A 20,687-nucleotide genomic window follows, 5' to 3' on the forward strand; every position below is an offset into this window, starting at 1 on the left:
TTGAACTCGATATCGAGTGAGTGAAGCCTTTATTTCTTCAGTTTACTGCGTTTGGGCTCTGGAGTTGTTTATGCTCTGGACTTTTGAGTCGCGGAATTTACGAGCCGCTTCTGCTGCATTTGGTGAACTAGCGATGATGTCTTCCGCAGCTGCTTTATTCAATCCATCGACTTCGGTTAGGTCCACAAAGATTTCACCTCCGGGACTTTTTGGATCTGCAAAATGTAGTTCCTGCCAGTTCGCGGCCACTAGCTCATCAGCGAAGCGCTCGATCATACGTCCACGAGTCCAGGCCCGCGACTGCGTAGGTGGCATAGCAATGGCCGTGTTGATCTCTTCGTCTGTCACCAACGTCCGCATACGGCCCTTGCGTACCAAGGCGTGGTACAACGACTTTGAGGGATCAACATCGGTATATTGCAAATCGATCAATGCGATTTTGGGGTCACTAACCGCAACACCGCGGTCCAGAAAGCCCTTGATTAACGCATACTTTGCCGTCCAGTCTAAAAGGTGAGCCGTTGAGAGGGGGTCGTCGGCAAGCAAGTCCAAGACTTCCTCCCACAGTGCAAGTACCTTCTGCTCTGTTTCTGTGAGACTTACGACAGCTTCAGTGACGCGTCGAAGGTATTCTTTTTGAATCTCAATAGCCGTAGCCGAGGATCCATCGGCGAGAGTAATTTTATGCGTCAAGCTCAGGTCGTGGCTTACGGCCGAAATTTCAGAAACCGGATCTTTGGGGCGCAAATCATCGAAGCGAACGCCAGCGTCAATCGCGTCCAAAACCAGTGCTGTGGTACCTAATTTCAGCAGTGTTGAGGTCTGGGACATGTTGGCATCGCCAGTGATTACGTGCAATCGACCGTGTGTTTCAGGGTTCGTGTGCGGCTCATCACGAGTATTGATCAATCCTCGGTTGAGCGTGGTCTCGAGCGAAATTTCCTGTTCGATATAATCTGCGCGTTGTGAAATTTGGAAACCAGGGGTTTCGCCATGCTGCCCCAGACCTACTCGACCGGCGCCGATCATGATGATTCGGGTCACGAAAAACGGGATGAGTCCGTCCGCAATATCAGCAAACTCGGTACTGCGAGGGTACAGATAGTTCTCGTGCGAACCATATGAGGCCCCCTTTCCATCCACATTGTTTTTGTAGATTTTCAGAGGTGGGCACGCGCCGTGGTTAGCCAAAGCAGAGGTGCCACTTTGCGAAAAAGTCGCGACGTCGTTGATTGCTTGCAGCGCAATGCGGTCTCCGGCCTGGTCATAGACCATTGCCTGCCACGCATCTGCACATTCAGGCGAAGAGTATTCGGGGTGTGCGTGATCCACGTAAAACCGTGCACCATTATGGGTAACGACATTGGCAACACCAAGAGTTTCCGGATCCACCATCGCCCCGGTTCGGTATCGTCGCCGATCACTGCCACGAGTATCACGAGTTGGGTGTTCTGCCGCGAAATCCCACCGTGAGCGAGTACCGATGTTCCGGAGTGCATAACTCACGACAGCATGAGTCGAAGTGACGATTGGGCTCAGCTTCGGCTGCGTTGGGGTGGCAATTCCGAATTCTGTTTCGGTGCCCATGAACCGTCGAAATTTCTGTGTGCTCTTCATCTTCGCTACTCCGATGAACTCGATAATGCAGTTTGGTAATCCCAAACTCTATTCTGGCCCAGCTAGGTAAAAATTCTGATTCGGCATTGCCTCGACTATGCCAAGCTCCGTGCTGAGACTACAGATTGAGACAGTTTGACGATGCGGTTCCATTCTTCTGGGTTTGCAGTATTTGGAAGGTCTTCACTCTCATCTTGCTCTGTACGCACTGCAGCTTGGATGTGTCGCAATGAGATTCCGTGCTCACCGGTAGAACCGGCGGCTATATGGTCTTTGATAGCGAGCTTCTTCGCCCGATCAACCACATTGGCAATCAGGGCGCCAGAGACGAAATCACCGTAATGCAGTACAGCGGTGCTGCCGTCGCGAAGAGTTAGCTCAACGAATGGACGTGGCGCAAACAACGCATCTACCGCTCCGTCAATAAGTACTTCGAGTGGATCAGTATGTGGAACCCCCTCGTGGAGATAACGACTGATGATATCTGGCGCTTCGTGCTTGGTGGGACGAGAGATTCGGATCTTGATGTCCAGCCGCCCAGGACGCAGCAATGCGGGGTCAATGAGTTCTTCCCGGTTGGTCGCGCCGACCACTATGACGTTATCCAGGCCTTCTACTCCATCAATTTCGGTAAGTAGCTGTGGCACTGCAGTGGTTTCGATGTCTGAGGAGACTCCGGTACCGCGGGTGCGGAAAATGGATTCCATCTCATCGAAAAATACAATGACGGGCGCGCCCTCAGAAGCCAGCTCTCGGGCTCGCTCAAAAATCAGGCGGATCACGCGTTCCGTTTCGCCCACGTATTTATTCAGTAGCTCCGGGCCCTTTACATTCAAGAAATAGGAAGCTGAGCCGTTCCCCACGCGAGATGCCAGTGAGTGAGCTACTGCTTTGGCAATCAGGGTTTTCCCACAACCAGGTGGACCATAGAGCAAAACTCCCTTCGGCGGATGTAATTGGTAATCGCGGTAGAGCTCGGGGTGGTCGAACGGCATCTCGACAGCATCGCGAACTTGTTCAATCTGCGCATCTAAGCCACCGATGTCGTCATAGGTGACGTCCGGGATTTCTTCGAGCGCAAGCTGAGTAACTTCCGCTTGCGAAATCCGCTCGAATGCGAAGCCCGATTTCATGTCGGCCAGCACGCTATCACCCGCGCGAACCTGTCCAACCAGTGGCGCTGCCAAATGCAGCACGTGGGTATCACCTTGGGGGGCGGAAGCAAGCACACGAACATCACCGTGTGCAGACTCCTCCACAAATTCAGTAACCCGCATTAATACGCCATCGGAAGCGAAGCCACAATCTTCGACAATGACGCTGCCGTCACCCATTCGCACTTGTGCACCAGCTGGGATCTCATGACTTATTAACGGCGAAATACTGACACGCAAGCGCCGCGTTGAAGTGAACACGTCCGCTTCGCGAAGGTTACCTGGTGCGTAACGCAGAAACACGCCATAGGTAGAGACTGGTTCTTGCAGAGCATTGATCTCAGAGGTTAACTGGGCGAGTTTGTCTCGTGAAGTCTTTAGCAGAGTGGCCAATTGCTCGTTGCGCTTACGTAATTCGCGTACGTCGCGTCGGAGCTGTAGCTGTGGGTCCGGGGTAGTCTTAGTCATAGAAAATTCCGAACCTCCCTTCTGCGTGTTCAGGGTGTCTTTATCAGCAGCGTTTGTGCTGTCGAGTTGGTAAAACGGTGGCCACTCTAGTGCGTGACCATGCGGTTATTGTTCGAGTTAAGGCTAACAAACAAGGCTAGTGATAGCTACGTTAGGTCAGGCTAGTAAACCCGCACACTATTCAGGGGTAGCACGAGGGTGAAAAGCGCTGGATAAAGCGCAGCCTTAACGACGGGCTTTGCGCTTCGGGCGTGGCGGGACGACGCCGTCGGCAAGTCGGCGCGTCATGATCAAAAATGCCGTGTGTGCATTCATTCGGTGCTCCGGACGTGTTGCTAGCCCTTCTACCTTCCAATCACGCACCAATGATTCCCAGGCACGCGGCTCCGTAAAACACTTCTGCTCACGGATGCCCTCCATCACCTTCATCAGCTGGGGCACCGTGGCGACATAGGTAATAAATACTCCACCGGGGACCAGCATATTTTTCACGGTCTGAAGCATTTCCCAAGGCTCCAGCATGTCCAGAATTACTCGATCAACTGGGCCGTCGGTTGCTTCCGGTGTAAGCTCCCGGAAATCGCCGAGCCGCGGGCTCCACCACTCCGGCTGCTCACCAAAGTATTCCTTGACGTTATCAATGGCATAGCCAATATGATCGTCGCGAAGTTCGTAGGAATAGACATGACCTTCGGGACCTACCGCCCGAAGTAAAGCCATTGACAAAGCACCAGATCCCGCTCCGGCCTCTAAAACCTTGGCACCACGGAAAATATCGCCCTCAATCAAGATTTGGGCCGCATCCTTCGGATAAATCACTTGTGCGCCACGCGGCATAGAAAGCACGTGATCGACCATCAAGTGGCGAAACATAAGAAAGGGGCTGCCCAAACTTGAATTAACGACGGAGCCTTCCTCCATGCCGACGATGTCATCGTGTTCGACGATGCCATGGTGAGAGTGAAACTTGTTGCCCTCTTTGAGATACAGAGTGAAATGCCGACGCTTTGCATCGGTGAGCTGAACGCGGTCTCCGTACTGAAACGGGCCAGAATATGCCATTAAGCAGCCTTTCTTATCGTAAAATCGCTGGTGTACATGACCAACACTAGACCGTGCGGATACACGACCTTTCTCGCCACAGATGAACCTGCGGTCGTAGCAGCCTTAATTGATCAGGTAGGACTCTAGTGCTTGGGAGAGCCATAATTGATCCTGGATACCAATCATTTCTCGGGCAGAATGCATCGATAGCATTGGCACTCCGACGTCAACAGTATCGATGCCTAGCGCTGTAGCTGTTGCAGGGCCAATCGTAGACCCACAGGGTACTGAGTTCTTACTTACGTAATTCTGGATCGGAACCATCGCTGCGCGGCAGGCGTTTTCCCACATAGCGATAGTTCGCGCATTCGAGGCATAACGCTGTTTCGAATTGATCTTGGTGACAGGACCACCACCAATGATTGGTGGATTATGCGGATCGTGTTTTTCGGCATAATTCGGGTGGATCGAGTGAGCTGCATCCGCAGACACACATGATGAACGCCGTAGCATCTGCAAGTAGCTTTCGCGGTCAGCCCCAAGTGCGGTTGCTGTGCGCTCGAGTGTCTCGGCCAAAATCGGCCCTTGTGCCCCCGTTGTGGAAGCAGATCCGACCTCTTCGTGGTCAAACGCAGCTAAAACTGCGATATCAGAACTCAAATCGTCCGCTGCCACAGCCCGTTCTAGTGCGACCATGCTGGCGAATACGCTGGAAAGATTATCCATGCGCGAAGAAGCCAAGAGGTCCGCACTCACGCCAAACAAACTGGCTGGTTGTGCGGGTGCAGTAATAAGGCTCCATGAAGCAATGTCAGATTCCGCAACTCCAAGCTGCCCTGCAATTATCGATGCGATTCCTACCTGCTGCGCGTGCGCGCTCACAGCGTCGGCGGCGGCGTCGGCAAGTCCCATGACTGGGTGCAGATGTTGTTGCTTATCAACGGAAAATTCCTTCGAACTGTCCAGATGAATAGCTAAGTGTGGAATCCGGAGAATCGGACCGGTATTGACTAACCGTTCTGAACCATCGGTCAAGATCACCTGACCAGCTAAAGTAAGCTCACGATCAAACCAGGAGGGAATGATCGGGCCACCGTAAATTTCCACCCCCAACTGCTGCCATCCATGCTGCGTGCTATCTGGCTGCGGCTTGAGACTGAAGCCAGGTGAATCGGTGTGTGAGCCGATAATCCGGAAACCAGAATGCGGGCCAGCATCATCTGGCACGAACCACGCCAACACAGCACCATCACGGACAAGCACATGTCCGCCGGGGCTGGCATCCCACGGTTGATCCTCTACCTGTTTTTGGAAACCACTGGCGAGCAGACGATCAGCCACGGCATGTGCAGCATGGAAAGAACTCGGAGCGGCGTCCAAAAAATCCATGAACTGGTTAATTTCGTTCATCACAACTCACTTTCCCACTCAAATTCATCGATAACTCGGTTCCACCCAGCTTAGTGCTAACCCTGTGAAAGCGTTTAAGCTGGATAGCATTATGAGCACTTCGCGCAATACCTCAAGCACCGACGCTCCCCGGCACCCGAAACCGCTAGCCCTCTCTCCTTCGCGTGCCGGTGATTATCAACAATGTCCATTGCTCTACCGGTTTCGGGCCATAGACCGTTTGCCGGAACCGAAAACTCTCGCGCAAATCCGCGGAACATTAGTGCACGCAGTTCTCGAAGAAATGCACAAACTTCCCGCACGTGAACGCACATACCCTGCCGCGGTGAAAATGCTCAAACCAAGCTGGGAAAAAATGCGTTCCGACGACGAAGAACTTATAGAGTTGGTCCCAGACAGCGACACCTATGATTTCTTGGTGCAGTGTCGTAGCCTTGTCAAGGGCTATTTCCAGATGGAAAATCCACAGGGCTTCGATGCCGAGTCAGTGGAAATGTACGTTGATACGGTATTGCCGAACGGCGTACCTGTGCGGGGCTTTATCGACCGCGTGGATAAAGCCCCCACCGGAGAGGTGCGGGTTGTCGACTATAAAACAGGCAAAAAACCTATCCCGCGTTTTTCCCATAACGCACGATTCCAAATGCTGTTTTACGCATTGGTGTACTGGCGCTTACAAGACATCATTCCGCACCAGCTGAGGTTGATGTATATAAAAGTGATTGACGATATGGTGCTGGCTCCGTCCAAAGAAGAACTGGAATTTTTTGAACGAGATCTCGGCGAGTTATGGGCAAAGATTGAACGTGACGGGCAAACCGGTCACTTCCCCACAAAAACCTCGAAATTATGTGGATGGTGCCCACACCAAAAATTATGCCCGGAGTTTGGGGGAACTCCTCCCCCGTACCCCGGGTGGCCTGGTTCGGCAGCAGATCCTGCATAGTGCTCTCAGCGCAATGGGCTGCTAGCAGCAGTTAAAGCTTACGTAAACCGTAACGGGCCGGGATCGACGATGCTGTCTCGGCCCATCAGCGATTAAGACAATCCGCTGATAACACCGTCGTCAGTGATGTCGATTGCTTCTGCAGCAGGACGTTTTGGCAATCCAGGCATAGTCATGACGTCACCTGTGAGGGCAAGGATGAATCCTGCGCCAGTACGCGGAAGTAGCTTTCGCACATGCAGGGTGTGGCCTTTCGGTGCACCGAGCTGGGAAGGATCATCACTAAACGAATATTGTGTCTTTGAGATACATACTGGGAGCTGATCCCAGCCGCACTCGCGGAGATAATCCAGATCCTTCCGTGCGTTAACAGAATATTCCACACTACTTGCGCCGTAGACTTTGGAAGCGATCGTTGCTATGGATTCTTCGACTCCCTTGGACGGGTCATATAGTGTCGTGGATTGCCCGTCAAGATGCGCTAGGACCTTGTCGGCCAAGTCTTTTGCACCTGCGCCGCCATTTGCAAATACAGTGGATTCTGCCAGCTCTACGCCGAATTTTTGTGCCCAATCGTGCATGAAATCGATTTCTGCAGGTGAATCTGAACCAAAAATATTGAGTGCTACCACTGGTGTGACGCCAAACTGGCGAATGTTGTTGACGTGCTGTTCCAGGTTTGCGACCCCAGCCGATAATGCATCAACATTGGATTCTTCCAGGTCTGTTTTAGCTACTCCGCCATTAAACTTTAAGGAGCGAATGGTTGCCACGACGACAACGGCATCAACATTCAGGCCTGCGTGGCGGGCTTTAATGTCGAAGAATTTCTCTGCTCCCAGATCAGAACCAAAGCCGGCTTCTGTTAGCACGATGTCGGCTTGGTTCAGCGCTACTTTAGTCGCCAGTACACTGTTGCAACCGTGAGCAATGTTGCCGAACGGGCCTGTGTGCACAAGGGCCGGAACACCGCCTAAGGTTTGCACTAAGTTTGGTTGCAAAGCGTCTTTCAACAACACTGTCAAAGCGCCATCAGCACCCAACTCGCGTGCTGTAACCGGCTGTTTGTCGTAGGTGTACCCGACGGTGATGTCACCGAGTCGTCTGCGTAAATCTGCGAGATCCGTAGACAAGCCAACGATCGCCATGATTTCTGATGCTGCGGTAATGGTGAAACCAGACTCCCGTGGGGATCCATTTCCTGGACCTCCCAAGCCCGTGACTACTGAGCGCAATGAACGGTCATTCACGTCTTCGCAACGCTGCCAAGTCACGCGACGTGGGTCGATAGCCAAGTCATTACCTTGGTGAATATGATTGTCAATCAGCGCAGCGAGCGTATTGTTCGCTGAAGTGATGGCGTGAAAATCACCATTGAAATGTAGGTTGATTTCATCCATCGGGACGATTTGTGAATAGCCTCCCCCAGCAGCCCCACCTTTAATCCCCATAACTGGGCCCAGCGACGGTTCCCGAATTGCCACCATTGCGTTCTTGCCGGCTTGTGCCAATGCATCAGTCAACCCGATCAGCGTGGTGGATTTTCCTTCACCAGCTGGTGTCGGCGATACTCCAGTGACCAGCACTAGCTTGCCGTCTTTTCGGCTCCAGTCGAGCTTACTGGTATCGATCTTGGCTTTCTTCTCACCGTAAGGAATGAGAGCCTCAGCGGGAATTTGAGCTTTGCGTGCAATCTCTGCGATTGGCTCTAGCTGGTGGTTGTTTGCGATTTCTACGTCAGTAGGAAAAGAACTCATGCCCACCACTCTAGCCCTTCTGGGCTTAAGTGATGGGCATAATATTCGCACCAGTAATCTGATCCGGCAGTTCATCCCTAGGATGAATAGCTAGCTGAGCGGGCGCACGCCTTAATTAGTCGTCCATGTTTAATCGTCCAGGTAAAGTTTACCGCGGAACTCTGGGTGCATGAGGTTTTCTTTGGACAGAATACGGTCGACGGTTTCTTCATCCAGTAAACCTTTTTCGAGCACTAGCTCGCGGACAGATTTACCGGTTTTTGCCGCTTCCTTACCGATGAGATCACCTTGGTGGTGGCCGATGAGTGGATTCAAATAGGTGACGATACCGATGGAATTTTCCACGTACTCCCGGCAGACATCCGCGTTGGCAGTGATCCCGTCGACGCACTTCTCACGCAAAGCATCCACAGCATTGCCCAAAATACGAACGGACTGGAACAAGGCCTCACCCATCGCAGGTTCCATGACGTTAAGCTGCAGCTGTCCTGCCTCTGAGGCCATGGACACGGTCAAGTCGTTGCCGAAAACCTTGAATACCGTTTGGTTGACAACTTCGGGAATAACCGGGTTGACCTTGGCCGGCATGATCGACGAACCAGCTTGCCGTTCCGGCAAATTGATCTCGTTCAGCCCGGTACGAGGACCCGAAGACAACAAACGCAAATCGTTGCTGATCTTGCCCAGTTTGGAAGCCGCGCGCTTCACCGCGGAGTGCGCCAGTACGTAGGCGCCGGTATCAGAGGTAGCTTCGATGAGGTCACGTGCCGTCTTTAACTCTAGGCCCGAGACTTCCGATAGCGCTGCGGTAACCTGGTGCCGGTAGCCAGCAGGAGTGTTGACTCCCGTACCGATCGCTGTTGCGCCAAGATTGATTTCCAACAGGCGTTCCTGTGCTTCGCGCAGCACCGAAAGCTCTTCGGCCAGGTTAGCCCCGAATGCACGGAATTCGTCGCCAAGAGTCATCGGCACAGCATCCTGCAGTTGGGTACGACCCATCTTCAAAATGTCGGCGAATTCGTGCGCTTTCTTGGTGAAGGACTGTTCCAACTTGCCGATTTGTTCGATCAAGCGGTCCAGGACGGCATATAGCCCAAGCCGGAAGCCGGTTGGGTATGCGTCGTTGGTTGACTGAGACATGTTTACGTCATCATTGGGGTTGAGGACGTGGTAAGCGCCTTTTTCTTCGCCCAGGTATTCCAATGCCAGGTTTGTCACGACCTCATTGGTGTTCATGTTCAGCGAAGTACCCGCTCCCCCCTGGAATACGTCCAGTGGGAACTGATCCATGCAACGGCCTTTTTCCAAAATCTGGTCGCAGGCCCAGATGATAGCTTCAGCCTTCTTCTTCGGTAGCGTGTGCAAACGGCGATTGGCCATGGCTGCTGCCTTTTTCACCATCACCATGCCACGAATAAACTCCGGCACGTTGTTGATGGTCACCCAGGAAATTTGGAAATTGTCGATGGCGCGCATGGTGTGGACACCGTAATAGACGTCATTTGGAACTTCCATCTCGCCGAGTAGGTCGCGCTCAGTGCGAGTCTTCTTGGTTGACTTGCTAGCCGTAGTCTTTTTCGAATCCTCGTTCTTTTTCGCGTCGATATTTTGCGTCTGATCCGCAGAATTCTCGTCGGTCTTTTTAGCCATCTACAAGTCACTCCTTCGCGCCTAACGGCACCGTGAGGTCGTTAATCGTTTCCGTTTTCCAGAATACCTGGATTACTACATGCGGGCTATGCGAATATCAGAGGCCAAAATCGCCTCTGCGCCAACAGCTGAGAGTTTATCCATGAGATTGTTGGCTTCTTTTCGAGGGACGAGTGCACGTACTGCTACCCAATTATCACGGGCCAATGGTGATACCGTTGGTCCGGTTAGACCCGGAGTGAACCTGGCGGCTGCATCTAGGTTTTCCCGGGAAATGTTGTAGTCGATCATCACGTAGTTTTGTGCGTGTAAAATCCCCTGAATGCGCGAGAGCAAGATTTGCTGCTCATCAGTGACCTTGACCCCGCGACGGGAGATCACTACTGCTTCGGATTCAATGATCGGCTCGCCGAAAGCTTGCAGCCCCTGTTGCCGCAAGGTATTCCCAGTCGATACAACATCAGCGATAGCATCGGCTACGCCGAGCTTAATGGAGATTTCTACTGCTCCGTCGAGGCGGATCACTTCTGCGGAAATATCACGTTTCGCAAGATAGTCGCGAACCAAGTTTGGATATGAGGTCGCAATCCGTTTACCCGCTAGTTGCTCCACCTCCCATTGTTCGTCAGCTGGAGCTGCGAAAAAGAAGCGTGAGTCGCCGAACCCTAGTGGTAAGACTTCGTCTATCGCTGCGCGAGAATCTGCTGCCAGATCACGGCCAGTGATACCGAGATCGAGTTGGCCATTTGCCACATAAATGGGGATGTCTTTCGGCCGGAGAAAGAAAAACTCAATGTCATGCTCAGTATCAGCAACCGCTAGTGCTTTGCTGTAACCGCGAGTTTTATACCCTGCTTCTTTGAGAATGGATTGCGCGGTTTCAGAGAGTGAGCCCTTGTTAGGGATGGCAATTTTAATCATAAAAATACCTGGCTTAGCGGTTGTCTAGAGATAACGGTAAATGTCATTTGGATTAAGGCCACGGGCCACCATCATGACCTGGGTCCAATACAACAACTGCGAAATTTCTTCAGAGAGTTCCTCATCTGATTGGTATTCCGCAGCGATCCAAACTTCGCCGGCCTCTTCAATGATTTTTTTGCCGATGTGATGCACACCCGCATCTAAGGCCTGCACAGTTCCCGAGTCTTCGGGGCGCTGCTGTGCTTTTTGGGTTAATTCTGCATGCAACTCGTCAAAATTCTTCACGACAGCCATTCTAGGGCATAACCCTGGTCACTGGAGAGAAATTCCAAACAGTGAATCTAGCGCGCATGTGACGAGTGCAGCGGCCTCCGGATCATCCTCGCCGCGTGGGTGTTTCGCCCAGGTATCAACAGCCTGCAACGCTCCTGGTGAATCTAAGTCATCGGCGATGCATTCACGGATGCTGCGCACCAATTCTTCCGCCTTCCCCAGGCTGCCAGGCTGTTGCAGAGCCGCTCGCCAAAGGGCAAGCCGTTGTTCACTTTCAACCAAAAGTTCCTCGGACCAATCACGGTCGCTTCGGTAATGTTGGGAATAAACGCCTAAGCGGATTGCCGACGGTTCGTGTCCATTGGCGGTCAGTTTGTGGATGAAGACTAGGTTACCTAGGGATTTCGACATCTTGGTGCCATCTAGACCGATCATTCCCGCATGAACATAATGCCCAGCCATGCGATCAACCTCATAAGCTGCTTCGATGTGGGCTGCAGAAAATTCATGGTGCGGGAAAACTAAATCCGATCCGCCACCCTGGATATCAAAGCGTGCACCTAGGCGATTAGCAGCGATAGCTGCACATTCGATATGCCACCCCGGTCGCCCACGGCCAAACGGTGCCTCCCATGTCGGCTCGCCTTTCCGCTCTGCTTTCCAAATCAGAGCGTCCAGCTCATCGTGTTTTCCTGGGCGTTCAGGATCACCGCCACGTTCTGCGAAGACTTTTAGCATTTCTTCGCGTGTGAAGTTTGATTCATAGCCAAACTGTTTGGTTGCGGTAATCGGGGCGTAGATGTCGGGATATTCACCGTCTAGGACATAAGCTTTGCCCTGGTCTAATAAACTCCCCACAATATCTATGATTTCATCGACGGTTTCTGATACCGACATGAAATGCTGCGGTGGGATAACTCCTAGTTGCTCCATATCAGAGCGGAATAAATCGGTTTGCTCTGTACCTAGTTCGCGCCAGTCCTGGTTGTCACGTTCGGCACGCTCAAATAGAGGATCGTCGACATCCGTGACGTTTTGTACAAAATGTACCGAGCGCCCGTTGTCCAATAGTGCGCGATACACGAGGTCAAACGTCAAATAGGTAGCCGCGTGTCCCAGGTGTGTCGAATCGTAGGGAGTGATACCGCAGACGTACATGCCTGCGGGGCCCTCTGGGTTCTGGAAGCTGACTTCGCGGATACGTTGATCAGCGGTGTCATAAAGCCGCAAAGGTACTGGGTTACCGTGGCGCGCTGGAATGGTGGGGACAACTGGAGAAGGCCAAGATTTCATAATGTCCTACTGTAACGGCATTCAGACTGGTTGTAGAACTCCAAGCCCCAATAGCAGCATGACCAGCAATCCGAGGGGGATTCGGTAGGCCGCAAACCAGGCAAAGGAATGATTAGCAACGAACTTCAGCAACCAAGCAATCGCTGCATAACCGACCAAGCCCGCTACTAACGTACCTACGGCTAGCTGCGCAGCGCTTGCAGCCTGCCCAGAAGCTGGACCGAAGGCGTCGGGAAGCGAAAACAACCCGGATGCCATCACCGCCGGAATTGCCAGCAGAAAGCTGAAACGGGTTGCCACTTCTCGATCCAGGTTTAAGAATAAGCCGGCCGAAATCGTGCCACCGGAACGCGACACCCCGGGAATCAGCGCCAAGCATTGTGCCAGTCCCATGATGATGGCATCACGGAAATTCAGCTCACCGCTCTCACGAGTCTTTTTACCCCAGCGCTCTGCGGCGATGAAAACAAAGGAAAACAAAATCAGCACGGCTGCAGTAATCCACAGGTTGCGTAGGGAGTCTCGGATGAAATCTTTTGCTAAAAACCCAACTACGCCGATCGGGATAGAGCCCACGATGATCATCCAGCCCATTTTCCAATCGGCACCGCGCGAGTTTTTGTCCATGAGCCCGCGTAACCAGCCGCGCGCAATCTGCACAATTTCGCGCCAGAAAAATATCACCACGGCAATCTCTGTGCCAAGCTGAATTACCGCGGTAAACGACGCTCCGGCATCTGCATCCCAGAAGAACTCAGAAAAAATCCGGAGGTGCCCCGACGAAGAAACCGGAAGAAACTCAGTTAAACCTTGAACGATGGATAATACGATCACTTGTATCCACGTCATATCCAACGCATCTGCATTCGCTGTGACTTCCGCGGCGTAGCTGGTGGTACCGGAGGTTAAATCGGTCGTAATCACGGCTACTAGAATATACCCATAGGCAAGCATTACGTGCTTGTTGTAGCGTTCGGCGGCGCTAGCCTGCACTGATAAGCTATGTAGTTGTGAATATTCGATTTCGGTCGACGCATTTTCGTCCATACGCAATTCCTGCCCTTGTTTTCGTAACCGGTGCCGCTTTGGCTGCTTGCGCGGACAATCCGGCGATACCGGGTGCAGACGTTCCAGAAATGGGAAACGCTACCCCGGTCCCAAGTTCGACTCAGGTAGACGCTTCAGGGCTTGTTGGCGAGGTGATTGCACGGCCAGAGTTCAGCGAGGTTTCTGACATGGCTGTTGCGGGCAAAAATTTGGCCCTGCGCATGCCTGATTCTCTGTGGCTGGGCACTGTTGATGAGCTTGCCGACGCTGGCAGCGTCATCGATATCGCTGCAGAATGCGGTGAATTGACCGCTACTGAGCAGCATTTTATCCTCGCCTGTGGTGATTCTCTGCAAGTTATTCCAGCTGGCGAGGCGAAAGCAGAGAGGCTTACCCCAAAGGTTGATTTTCCAATTACTGCTGCAACCCGCATGAATAATGGTGATCTAGTGGTCGCATCTGAAAAGTCAGCAGAAGTGGCAATGGTGACCCCAACTGGAGAGGTCATCAGCAGGTTTACTGCGGCTGCTCCGACTGATCAGTTAGTGCATGTGGAATCGAAATCACACGGCGAGCAGCTAGTGCGTACCTGGCGCGAGGACACGACCATTCAAAACTTGGATTGGCGCAATGAACGCGGCGGTGGAACCTTGCGCGTAGGACTGGGAGTCGGCGAAATTGCTGTGGGTGATGAGGGGCTTGTTTTAGCCACCGACGTACGCGGTGAACAGCTAGCTGTCTATACTGCGTTGGACGTCATCCGTTTGCATCAGACGGTCCCAGCACCTGCAGGTCCTTGGGCTGTTGCCTGGGATAGTGAACGGGATGTCGCTTGGACGGCGTCGACAAAAGAAAATCTGTTGACAGCTTTCCGCATTTCTAGTGGTGTCCCACAGCAAGCAGGGCAGCTTAAGACCATTCCCGATGCTCAGTCGCTGGTGGTAGCTGATGATGGAACGGTCGTGCTCGCCTCCGCAACAGGTCACGGTATTCAGGTAATAACTGAGCCGGAATTATCTAATTCAGAACTTTCCGAACAACCCGAGGAGAACGGATAATCATGGCACCAGAGTTTCGGCAAGCACAGAAAACCATGCGAGCCGCGGTCATGAGTTTCCGATCGACCGCGTACAGCAAGGCTTATAACGCGGCATTGCGCGTGATGTTTCGCATCGATCCGGAGCGCGTACACCACGGCGCTGATAACGTGATGGCTTTGGTGAATTCTTCCCGGCTGCTTCGAAAAGCGCTAGCAACGGTACTGAGCACTAATGATCCCCGACTGGCTCAGGAAGTGTTCGGTGTGCGATTCCCACGTCCTCTCGGATTGGCAGCCGGGTTTGATAAGAATGCGCGAGCTGCTAAAGCTTGGTCGGCTATCGGCTTCGGTTACGCGGAACTAGGGACTGTCACGGCTGACGCGCAACCAGGAAACCCGCAGCCGCGCTTGTTCCGCCTGAAAAAAGATCGTGCAATTCTGAACCGTATGGGCTTTAACAATGACGGCGCAGCCCAGGCAGCACAGAATCTCCGAGGGCACATCATTAGCGGAGATGCTGCGCAGCGCGGCATCATCGGTATCAATATCGGAAAAACGAAGACAACTCCCGTTGAATATGCAGCCGACGACTACAGACGGTCTGCTTCTGTGCTTGGATCAGCGGCAGATTATTTAGTGGTTAATGTCTCTTCGCCGAACACCCCTGGACTGCGCGATCTTCAGGCCGTGGAATCACTTCGCCCAATATTGCAAGCCGTAACAGAGGTATGTACCAGCCCGGTGTTATTAAAGATTGCACCGGATCTTTCTAATGCTGATGTCGACGCTTGTGCGGATCTCGCGGTGGAACTTGGGCTTGCAGGGATCATTGCCACAAATACCACGATCTCGCGTGCAGGTTTACAGACGCCGGCTTCTGAGGTCGAGGCTGCAGGAGCAGGAGGCATATCTGGTCCGCCCGTCGCGCAGCGATCGTTAGAGATCTTACACAGGCTGCATGACCGCGTTGGTGACAAGCTGGTGTTGATTTCGGTTGGTGGTATTACCACGCCACAGCAAGCTTGGGAGCGGATTACCGCGGGTGCGACACTTCTGCAAGGGTACACTGGCTTGATTTATGGTGGACCGGGCTGGATTACCAGCATCCACCGGGGCTTGCTAAATCAGCTTGAGGCACACGGCCTGGACAATATCTCTGCGGCCGTAGGATCTGGTTTGGAGTGGCGGGAAAACTAAATTTTCGGCATGATCGAACGCCTTAAAACCAGTGCACAAATGACGCATAATATCGCATACATGAACAGCCAATGCTGTCCCATGAAACCAAGCGGTGTTTTGGGCAGGAATTGGCTGGCAATAATGAATGCGACCGCAATGGACAGTGCGACGACCTGAGCCACACTAGGTTTTTGTGCGCGGTTAACAGTGGCAAAAGCGCCAAATAATACTGCCGCCACACAGATTCCTAAAAATGCTGGGGTGATGGCGAATGGTACTGCCCAACCATCAGATAACCAGGCGATGATACCGAAGATCGCCAGTGCTACCGCCAATGCGATAAAAGCGCCGCCAGCTCGTAAAGCCAGCGGCACTGTAACTTCGCGTCTAGCGGAGTTAGATTCTTTTGAAGAAGAGTTTTTCGCTGCCATAGATCAACAGCATAGTGCCCTTCTTATTTAGTTTCGGCCCAGCCCCACAAGATTGCGCGCCCAATTGCATGGAAATGCAGATTGAAGCCCAGCACGGTAGGTGTTGCATCATCAGGGATGTCTAGCTCTTCAGTGTCTACCGCGTGTACTGCGTAGAGGTAACGGTGTGGTCCGTGGCCTTCTGGAGGCTGTGCACCGAAGTGAGTGCGCTCGCCAGAATCATTGGTCAGCGACTGCACACCAGTAATCCCCAAATCTTCCGCGGCTCCAGCATTGGTTGGGAGCTCGTTGACATCAACAGGAATGTTGAATGCAGCCCAGTGCCAAAAACCGGACGCAGTCGGCGCGTCAGGATCAAAGCAGGTAACTGCCAATGATTTGGTACCTTCCGGCAGATTAGACCATGCAAGTTGCGGTGACTCGCTGCTGGGCGCACGAAACTTCTCGGGAATCTCGTCACCGTCGACAAGATCAGTGGAAGTAAGGGTGAATGAAGGAAGATCATTCAACGGTGCGTAAGGGTCAGGTCCAGGAAAACGGGAATCGTTTGCGTAATCGGTCATGACACTATTTGTACCTGAATGCAGCAGAAATCTCTGTGGGGTGGCTAACCGCCGTGCATCTAACCGGGCGAATCGCTGCCAGACACAAGCCCTTTTCAGGATCCAGATGGGAAATAAACGGTGCTTTAGTAGGTTTAACCTGCCTGTTTGTGCTTATTTACCCGGGTGACTATAGTAAATCAGCGTTGCCGAGTTAAAAATCGGGAAAGCATTGACTTCTTTTGAAGCTTCAACTGAAGGTTCAATTTCTCGAATTTTTGCTGCACCCTGCCCGGGTGGCGGAATGGCAGACGCGCTGGCTTGAGGTGTCAGTGTCCTATTAACGGACGTGCGGGTTCAAGTCCCGCTCCGGGCACGTTTTCAATCTCGAGGCATCTTTTAAGGTGTCTCGAGATTTTTTGTCTACTCCGATTTGCTTTCGGAGAGCCCGTCTTGGGCCCTCCTACGAGGAAATTAGTAACGCACAGCCTGCAATGGTGCAATCAGCGGAACGTCTCCGTGGAGTAGAATATCTGCCTCGACGTGGTATACGGATTCAACTAACTCCTGGTTCAGCACGTCTTTCGGGACTCCCTGTGCACGGATACACCCATTGTTGAGCACCATAAGCGTGTCACACATTCGCGCAGCAAGGTTGATGTCATGGATGGCAATTAGGCCTAGACTCCCCTCTTTCTGTGCTTTTGCGCGTACCTGAGAAAGGACAAATAGTTGATGGTGAAGGTCCAAAGCGGAAGTCGGCTCATCTAAAAGCATTAGCCCCGGCCGCCCCACCAGCATTTGTGCGAGGGCAACTAGCTGGCGTTGGCCCCCCGATAGCTCATTGAGGTACCGGGTGGCGATGTCGTCGAGACCTAGCTCGTGCATCACCTCTCCAGTTCGGAGTACCGGATCTTCGCATGATTCTCGTCGTGCAGCGATAAGCACGGCTTCGAATGCCCGTAAGGCTGCGGTGCTTGGCAGATCCTGTGGCACATAGCCAGTCAGCTGTCTCTTCGTCTTTCCACGTGGCGCGATTCCGTCGACTAGAAAATGTATGTCGCCCGCATAACTACGGTGAACGTCGGCAAGTGTTTTAATCAACGTTGTTTTCCCCGAAGCATTTGGTCCTAGCAGCCCAACAACTTGACCTCCAGTCAATGCTTCAACATTGACATTATGTAGTACTTGGTGTGCCCCGTAGGTAGCGCTCAGACCAGTAATTGCGAGTTCCACTTCCATCGGCGCATGAGTCGCAGGCGTTGGTGTTGCATTTTTTAGCTCCACAGCGCCCTCCTCTTAGCCATAACGATCGCGATAAAGAAAGGTACACCTAGCAGCGAAGTTACGATGCCAATTGGAATTGCTAGCCCAGGTTTGACGATCAAGCTCAACGCATGTGCGGTACACATCACTGCTGCACCGGCAGCCATGGAGGCAGGTACAAAATACCGTTGGTCTTCTCCAACCAGCATGCGGGCAATGTGTGGCCCCACGAGCCCGATGAAGCCAATGATCCCTGCAAAGGCCACGGTGGTTGCTGCCACCAAAGAGACCACAACCAACACGATCACCCGTAGCGCGGAAGTATTCACGCCCATCGCTGCTGCTCGGGCATCTCCCAGCCGAAGCGCCGTCAATTGCCATGACAAAGCCCAAAGAATGGGAAGCGCAATTACCAGCACCCCCGCTAACACCGCATTTCCGGTCCAACTGGCGCGGGTCAGCGATCCCATTGACCAAAATACGATTTGTTGCAGAGCTTCTGCTGATGACCGGTATTGAATTAATGCCAGCATGGCTTGGAAGAAAAATACCAACCCAATGCCTAACAGCACCATCGTTTCTGCTCGTACGCCACGCAGCACGGCAGCAATGACAATGATGCCAGTAGCGACTACCGACGATAACCAAGCTACTAACGCCAGGTTGAGCTGCGGCTGCGTGACAATCTGCCAACGCAGAACAATCGCGCTGGCGCCGCCAAATGCTGCAGCAGCTGAAATTCCCAGAGTAAAAGGTTCTGCGAGTGGGTTGTTGAGGATTGTTTGCATCTCTGCGCCCGCGAGAGACAAACTAACCCCAATTAACAACGCCATCACTGCCATTGGCAGGCGTAGCCGCCAGAGAACAGTGTGGGTTTGTTCGTCCAAACTCGATGGGTTAACTATTCCAGTGATAACTTCGCCAGGGCTGATATCAATCGCACCTACGAAATTACTCGTAACGAAGGCGGCGATCGCAACTGCGCAAAGACCAGACACAATACCAATGCGTTGCCAGGTCAGCTTTCTATGCTGCCGACTGAGCTCTAAAACTGCCTTGTTTGCCACCTCTACTTTGTCGACAGCAGGTGGTTTAGCTGGGGACTTTGGTGCAGAGACGCCTCGTGTCACAGTCCGCTGTGTCTCGTTCATCATCATTAATTAGTGCTAAACAAAGTACCCTCGCCAGAGATTGGCGAGTACTTCTTTTGTGAATCCAGCCACTTCTGCTCGACGTCAATGTCTTCGTAGGCTTCTGGGTTAATCCACTGCGCAATCTGTAGCAGAGCCAGATAGTTGAAAGGAGAGTTGTAGAACTGGTGCCACAATGCGTGCAGCTGGTTATCTTTGACGGCGCGTAGGCTTTCAAAACCAGGCTGTACTTCCGGTAATTTAGCGATACTAGCTTTTGCTTCGGATTCGTCGATTCCGTAGCCGACAGCGGCATAGCCCACTGGGTTACCTTGGTCGTCTTTCTTTTCAGACCAATCTCCCCCGGTAGCGATGATCATGTCTGGGTCGGATTCCAAGACTTTTTCTGGTGTCAGTGCGCCGGATTCACCTTCGATCACGTGATCGCCAACATTGTCTCCGCCTGCGGTATTAACCAGTTGCGAAATATTTGAGTCATTCCATGAGCCACAGCAATCCAAGACACCAGCAGCGCGCCACACAAAGGTCTTAGGCTTCTCAGTAACTTTGGCTGCGCGTTCCTGCACCAGGTCCACGACTTCTTGCCAGTCCTTGTTGAATTCTTCCGCGCGCTGTTCTTGACCAAAAATTTGGCCAAACAGCTCCATCGATTTTGTGGTGTTTTGTAATGGTTTCGCACGGAAGTCCGTGACGACGTATTCCACACCGGCTTCGTCCATCTTTGTGGTCAAGCCAGCTTTTTCCGAAGCTTCGTAGGTATCCATTGACAAAACAACCAAATCTGGCGCCATGCTCAAAAGATTTTCCACGGTGACGTCCCCTTTGGATAGGCCACCGATCTCAGGAATTTCACTGACTTCTGGAAGCTTTTCTTCCAATCGGTTGTAGTAGTCTGGCACATTTTGTTTCAGGTCAGTGCCGATACCGACGATCTTGTCCAAGGGGTTTTCGGTATTCAAAATACCGGTGGCAAATAGCGAGCGTCCTTCGCCGAGGATGATGCGCTCGGGTTCTTCTTCGAGGGTAACCTCCCGGCCGGCAATGTCGGTCAACGTGATAGCGCCAGATTTATCGCCGTCGTTGTTACCGGTAGAAGAATCGCCATTGGCTTGTTTGGCTTCTTCTGAACTGCAGGCAACAAGAACCGTTGCAGACACGAGGCCAGCTGCCATCGTCGTCAAGATTTTTCTGGTATTGCGAGACATTTTTCTCCTTGAACTAAAATTCCAGCCAATGTCAGGATAAGGGTAGGCTTATACTACCCATTTAGGCAAGTCTCAACAATACGTTTTTGAATGTTTCCTATCATATGTTGCGTATCACAAATATAGCTGTGCGAGGGCTTGTCTCTGCCCCGCCCTGCCCCTGTCCCCCGTACGCATAATTAGAGGTTTCCTAAACATTCTGAGCACAGTTAACACTCTTAACACCAGCCCCGCATTGCTCCAGAGTTGACGGACAACCACTAGACTGGATACTCATGGATTCAGAAGGAA

Annotated in this window: 18 protein-coding genes and 1 tRNA gene; 4 read left to right on the forward strand and 15 right to left on the reverse strand. The window is 52.5% G+C overall.

Going from position 1 to position 20,687, the window contains the following annotated elements:
* Positions 1 to 42: 42 nt before the first annotated feature.
* The 4 genes from dop to L9H78_RS05230 form a co-directional block, all read right to left on the reverse strand.
* Positions 43 to 1,617 carry a depupylase/deamidase Dop gene (gene dop, locus L9H78_RS05215; RefSeq protein ID WP_249620688.1) on the reverse strand — a complete coding sequence of 525 codons (1,575 nt, stop codon included), beginning with the start codon at positions 1,615 to 1,617 and terminating at the stop codon, positions 43 to 45.
* 95 nt (positions 1,618 to 1,712) lie between these two features.
* The gene (gene arc / locus L9H78_RS05220) at positions 1,713 to 3,239 is read right to left on the reverse strand and encodes a proteasome ATPase (RefSeq protein ID WP_249620689.1); all 1,527 of its coding nucleotides are present in this window, start codon (positions 3,237 to 3,239) and stop codon (positions 1,713 to 1,715) included.
* Between the two features lie 225 nt (positions 3,240 to 3,464).
* Positions 3,465 to 4,301: a tRNA (adenine-N1)-methyltransferase gene (locus L9H78_RS05225; RefSeq protein ID WP_021353907.1), complete on the reverse strand. Its 837-nt coding sequence runs from the start codon at positions 4,299 to 4,301 to the stop codon at positions 3,465 to 3,467.
* Between the two features lie 105 nt (positions 4,302 to 4,406).
* Positions 4,407 to 5,693 carry a M18 family aminopeptidase gene (locus tag L9H78_RS05230; protein WP_249620690.1) on the reverse strand — a complete coding sequence of 429 codons (1,287 nt, stop codon included), beginning with the start codon at positions 5,691 to 5,693 and terminating at the stop codon, positions 4,407 to 4,409.
* 91 nt (positions 5,694 to 5,784) lie between these two features.
* Between L9H78_RS05230 and L9H78_RS05235 the strand changes: the two genes are divergently transcribed.
* Positions 5,785 to 6,639: a RecB family exonuclease gene (locus tag L9H78_RS05235; RefSeq protein WP_249620691.1), complete on the forward strand. Its 855-nt coding sequence runs from the start codon at positions 5,785 to 5,787 to the stop codon at positions 6,637 to 6,639.
* A gap of 92 nt (positions 6,640 to 6,731) precedes the next feature.
* Here the strand turns inward: L9H78_RS05235 and L9H78_RS05240 are convergent, their stop codons facing one another.
* The 6 genes from L9H78_RS05240 to L9H78_RS05265 form a co-directional block, all read right to left on the reverse strand.
* Entirely contained in the window at positions 6,732 to 8,396 is a 1,665-nt protein-coding gene (locus tag L9H78_RS05240; RefSeq protein WP_249620692.1) for a formate--tetrahydrofolate ligase, read from the reverse strand.
* Positions 8,397 to 8,525: 129 nt separating this feature from the next.
* On the reverse strand, positions 8,526 to 10,046 hold the full coding sequence (gene aspA, locus L9H78_RS05245) for an aspartate ammonia-lyase (RefSeq protein ID WP_021353911.1): 1,521 nt from the start codon (positions 10,044 to 10,046) through the stop codon (positions 8,526 to 8,528).
* A 75-nt stretch (positions 10,047 to 10,121) separates the two neighbouring features.
* The gene (gene hisG / locus L9H78_RS05250) at positions 10,122 to 10,967 is read right to left on the reverse strand and encodes an ATP phosphoribosyltransferase (RefSeq protein WP_249619467.1); all 846 of its coding nucleotides are present in this window, start codon (positions 10,965 to 10,967) and stop codon (positions 10,122 to 10,124) included.
* 24 nt (positions 10,968 to 10,991) lie between these two features.
* On the reverse strand, positions 10,992 to 11,264 hold the full coding sequence (locus L9H78_RS05255) for a phosphoribosyl-ATP diphosphatase (protein WP_249619468.1): 273 nt from the start codon (positions 11,262 to 11,264) through the stop codon (positions 10,992 to 10,994).
* An 18-nt stretch (positions 11,265 to 11,282) separates the two neighbouring features.
* Positions 11,283 to 12,536 (reverse strand): cysteine--1-D-myo-inosityl 2-amino-2-deoxy-alpha-D-glucopyranoside ligase, encoded by a 1,254-nt coding sequence (mshC, locus tag L9H78_RS05260; RefSeq protein ID WP_249619469.1) that lies wholly within the window; start codon positions 12,534 to 12,536, stop codon positions 11,283 to 11,285.
* Between the two features lie 21 nt (positions 12,537 to 12,557).
* The gene (locus tag L9H78_RS05265; RefSeq protein WP_126850224.1) at positions 12,558 to 13,385 is read right to left on the reverse strand and encodes an undecaprenyl-diphosphate phosphatase; all 828 of its coding nucleotides are present in this window, start codon (positions 13,383 to 13,385) and stop codon (positions 12,558 to 12,560) included.
* 161 nt (positions 13,386 to 13,546) lie between these two features.
* On the opposite strand from L9H78_RS05265, the gene L9H78_RS05270 reads away from it, so the two are divergent.
* Positions 13,547 to 14,641, forward strand: coding sequence for a hypothetical protein (locus L9H78_RS05270; protein ID WP_249619470.1), 1,095 nt, complete (start codon positions 13,547 to 13,549; stop codon positions 14,639 to 14,641).
* A 2-nt stretch (positions 14,642 to 14,643) separates the two neighbouring features.
* Positions 14,644 to 15,819: a quinone-dependent dihydroorotate dehydrogenase gene (locus tag L9H78_RS05275; protein ID WP_419762724.1), complete on the forward strand. Its 1,176-nt coding sequence runs from the start codon at positions 14,644 to 14,646 to the stop codon at positions 15,817 to 15,819.
* Here the strand turns inward: L9H78_RS05275 and L9H78_RS05280 are convergent.
* Both L9H78_RS05280 and L9H78_RS05285 read right to left on the reverse strand, forming a co-directional pair.
* Complete coding sequence (locus L9H78_RS05280) at positions 15,816 to 16,232, reverse strand: hypothetical protein (protein WP_249619471.1); 417 nt, start codon at positions 16,230 to 16,232, stop codon at positions 15,816 to 15,818. The genes L9H78_RS05275 and L9H78_RS05280 overlap by 4 nt on opposite strands.
* Before the next feature lie 23 nt (positions 16,233 to 16,255).
* Positions 16,256 to 16,795 (reverse strand): YbhB/YbcL family Raf kinase inhibitor-like protein, encoded by a 540-nt coding sequence (locus L9H78_RS05285; RefSeq protein ID WP_249618758.1) that lies wholly within the window; start codon positions 16,793 to 16,795, stop codon positions 16,256 to 16,258.
* A 269-nt stretch (positions 16,796 to 17,064) separates the two neighbouring features.
* Here L9H78_RS05285 and L9H78_RS05290 point away from each other — a divergent pair.
* Positions 17,065 to 17,150, forward strand: a tRNA-Leu gene (locus L9H78_RS05290).
* Positions 17,151 to 17,248: 98 nt separating this feature from the next.
* Here the strand turns inward: L9H78_RS05290 and L9H78_RS05295 are convergent.
* From L9H78_RS05295 to L9H78_RS05305, 3 genes are read right to left on the reverse strand one after another with little or no spacing between them, the layout of a single operon-like run.
* A complete protein-coding gene (locus L9H78_RS05295; RefSeq protein WP_249620741.1) occupies positions 17,249 to 18,016 on the reverse strand; it encodes an ABC transporter ATP-binding protein in 768 nt (255 codons plus the stop codon).
* Positions 18,017 to 18,051: 35 nt separating this feature from the next.
* Positions 18,052 to 19,197: a FecCD family ABC transporter permease gene (locus L9H78_RS05300; RefSeq protein ID WP_249618759.1), complete on the reverse strand. Its 1,146-nt coding sequence runs from the start codon at positions 19,195 to 19,197 to the stop codon at positions 18,052 to 18,054.
* Complete coding sequence (locus L9H78_RS05305; RefSeq protein WP_249619472.1) at positions 19,197 to 20,396, reverse strand: ABC transporter substrate-binding protein; 1,200 nt, start codon at positions 20,394 to 20,396, stop codon at positions 19,197 to 19,199. Before L9H78_RS05305 ends, L9H78_RS05300 begins: the two co-directional genes overlap by 1 nt.
* Positions 20,397 to 20,687: the final 291 nt, after the last annotated feature.

Origin of the sequence: Corynebacterium pseudodiphtheriticum, assembly GCF_023509295.1 — a bacterium.
Taxonomy (GTDB): Bacteria; Actinomycetota; Actinomycetes; order Mycobacteriales; family Mycobacteriaceae; genus Corynebacterium; species Corynebacterium pseudodiphtheriticum.

Bases quoted from the DNA above. Each gene is read 5' to 3' on its own strand.
- L9H78_RS05240 (WP_249620692.1), bottom strand. From the start codon at position 8,396: ATGAGTTCTTTTCCTACTGACGTAGAAATCGCAAACAACCACCAGCTA.
- dop (WP_249620688.1), bottom strand. From the start codon at position 1,617: ATGAAGAGCACACAGAAATTTCGACGGTTCATGGGCACCGAAACAGAA.
- L9H78_RS05235 (WP_249620691.1), top strand. From the start codon at position 5,785: ATGAGCACTTCGCGCAATACCTCAAGCACCGACGCTCCCCGGCACCCG.
- L9H78_RS05280 (WP_249619471.1), bottom strand. From the start codon at position 16,232: ATGGCAGCGAAAAACTCTTCTTCAAAAGAATCTAACTCCGCTAGACGC.
- hisG (WP_249619467.1), bottom strand. From the start codon at position 10,967: ATGATTAAAATTGCCATCCCTAACAAGGGCTCACTCTCTGAAACCGCG.
- L9H78_RS05285 (WP_249618758.1), bottom strand. From the start codon at position 16,795: ATGACCGATTACGCAAACGATTCCCGTTTTCCTGGACCTGACCCTTAC.
- L9H78_RS05305 (WP_249619472.1), bottom strand. From the start codon at position 20,396: ATGTCTCGCAATACCAGAAAAATCTTGACGACGATGGCAGCTGGCCTC.
- arc (WP_249620689.1), bottom strand. From the start codon at position 3,239: ATGACTAAGACTACCCCGGACCCACAGCTACAGCTCCGACGCGACGTA.
- L9H78_RS05265 (WP_126850224.1), bottom strand. From the start codon at position 13,385: ATGACGTGGATACAAGTGATCGTATTATCCATCGTTCAAGGTTTAACT.
- L9H78_RS05230 (WP_249620690.1), bottom strand. From the start codon at position 5,693: ATGAACGAAATTAACCAGTTCATGGATTTTTTGGACGCCGCTCCGAGT.
- L9H78_RS05255 (WP_249619468.1), bottom strand. From the start codon at position 11,264: ATGGCTGTCGTGAAGAATTTTGACGAGTTGCATGCAGAATTAACCCAA.
- L9H78_RS05225 (WP_021353907.1), bottom strand. From the start codon at position 4,301: ATGGCATATTCTGGCCCGTTTCAGTACGGAGACCGCGTTCAGCTCACC.
- L9H78_RS05275 (WP_419762724.1), top strand. From the start codon at position 14,644: ATGGCACCAGAGTTTCGGCAAGCACAGAAAACCATGCGAGCCGCGGTC.
- L9H78_RS05295 (WP_249620741.1), bottom strand. From the start codon at position 18,016: ATGGAAGTGGAACTCGCAATTACTGGTCTGAGCGCTACCTACGGGGCA.
- mshC (WP_249619469.1), bottom strand. From the start codon at position 12,536: ATGAAATCTTGGCCTTCTCCAGTTGTCCCCACCATTCCAGCGCGCCAC.
- aspA (WP_021353911.1), bottom strand. From the start codon at position 10,046: ATGGCTAAAAAGACCGACGAGAATTCTGCGGATCAGACGCAAAATATC.
- L9H78_RS05300 (WP_249618759.1), bottom strand. From the start codon at position 19,197: ATGATGATGAACGAGACACAGCGGACTGTGACACGAGGCGTCTCTGCA.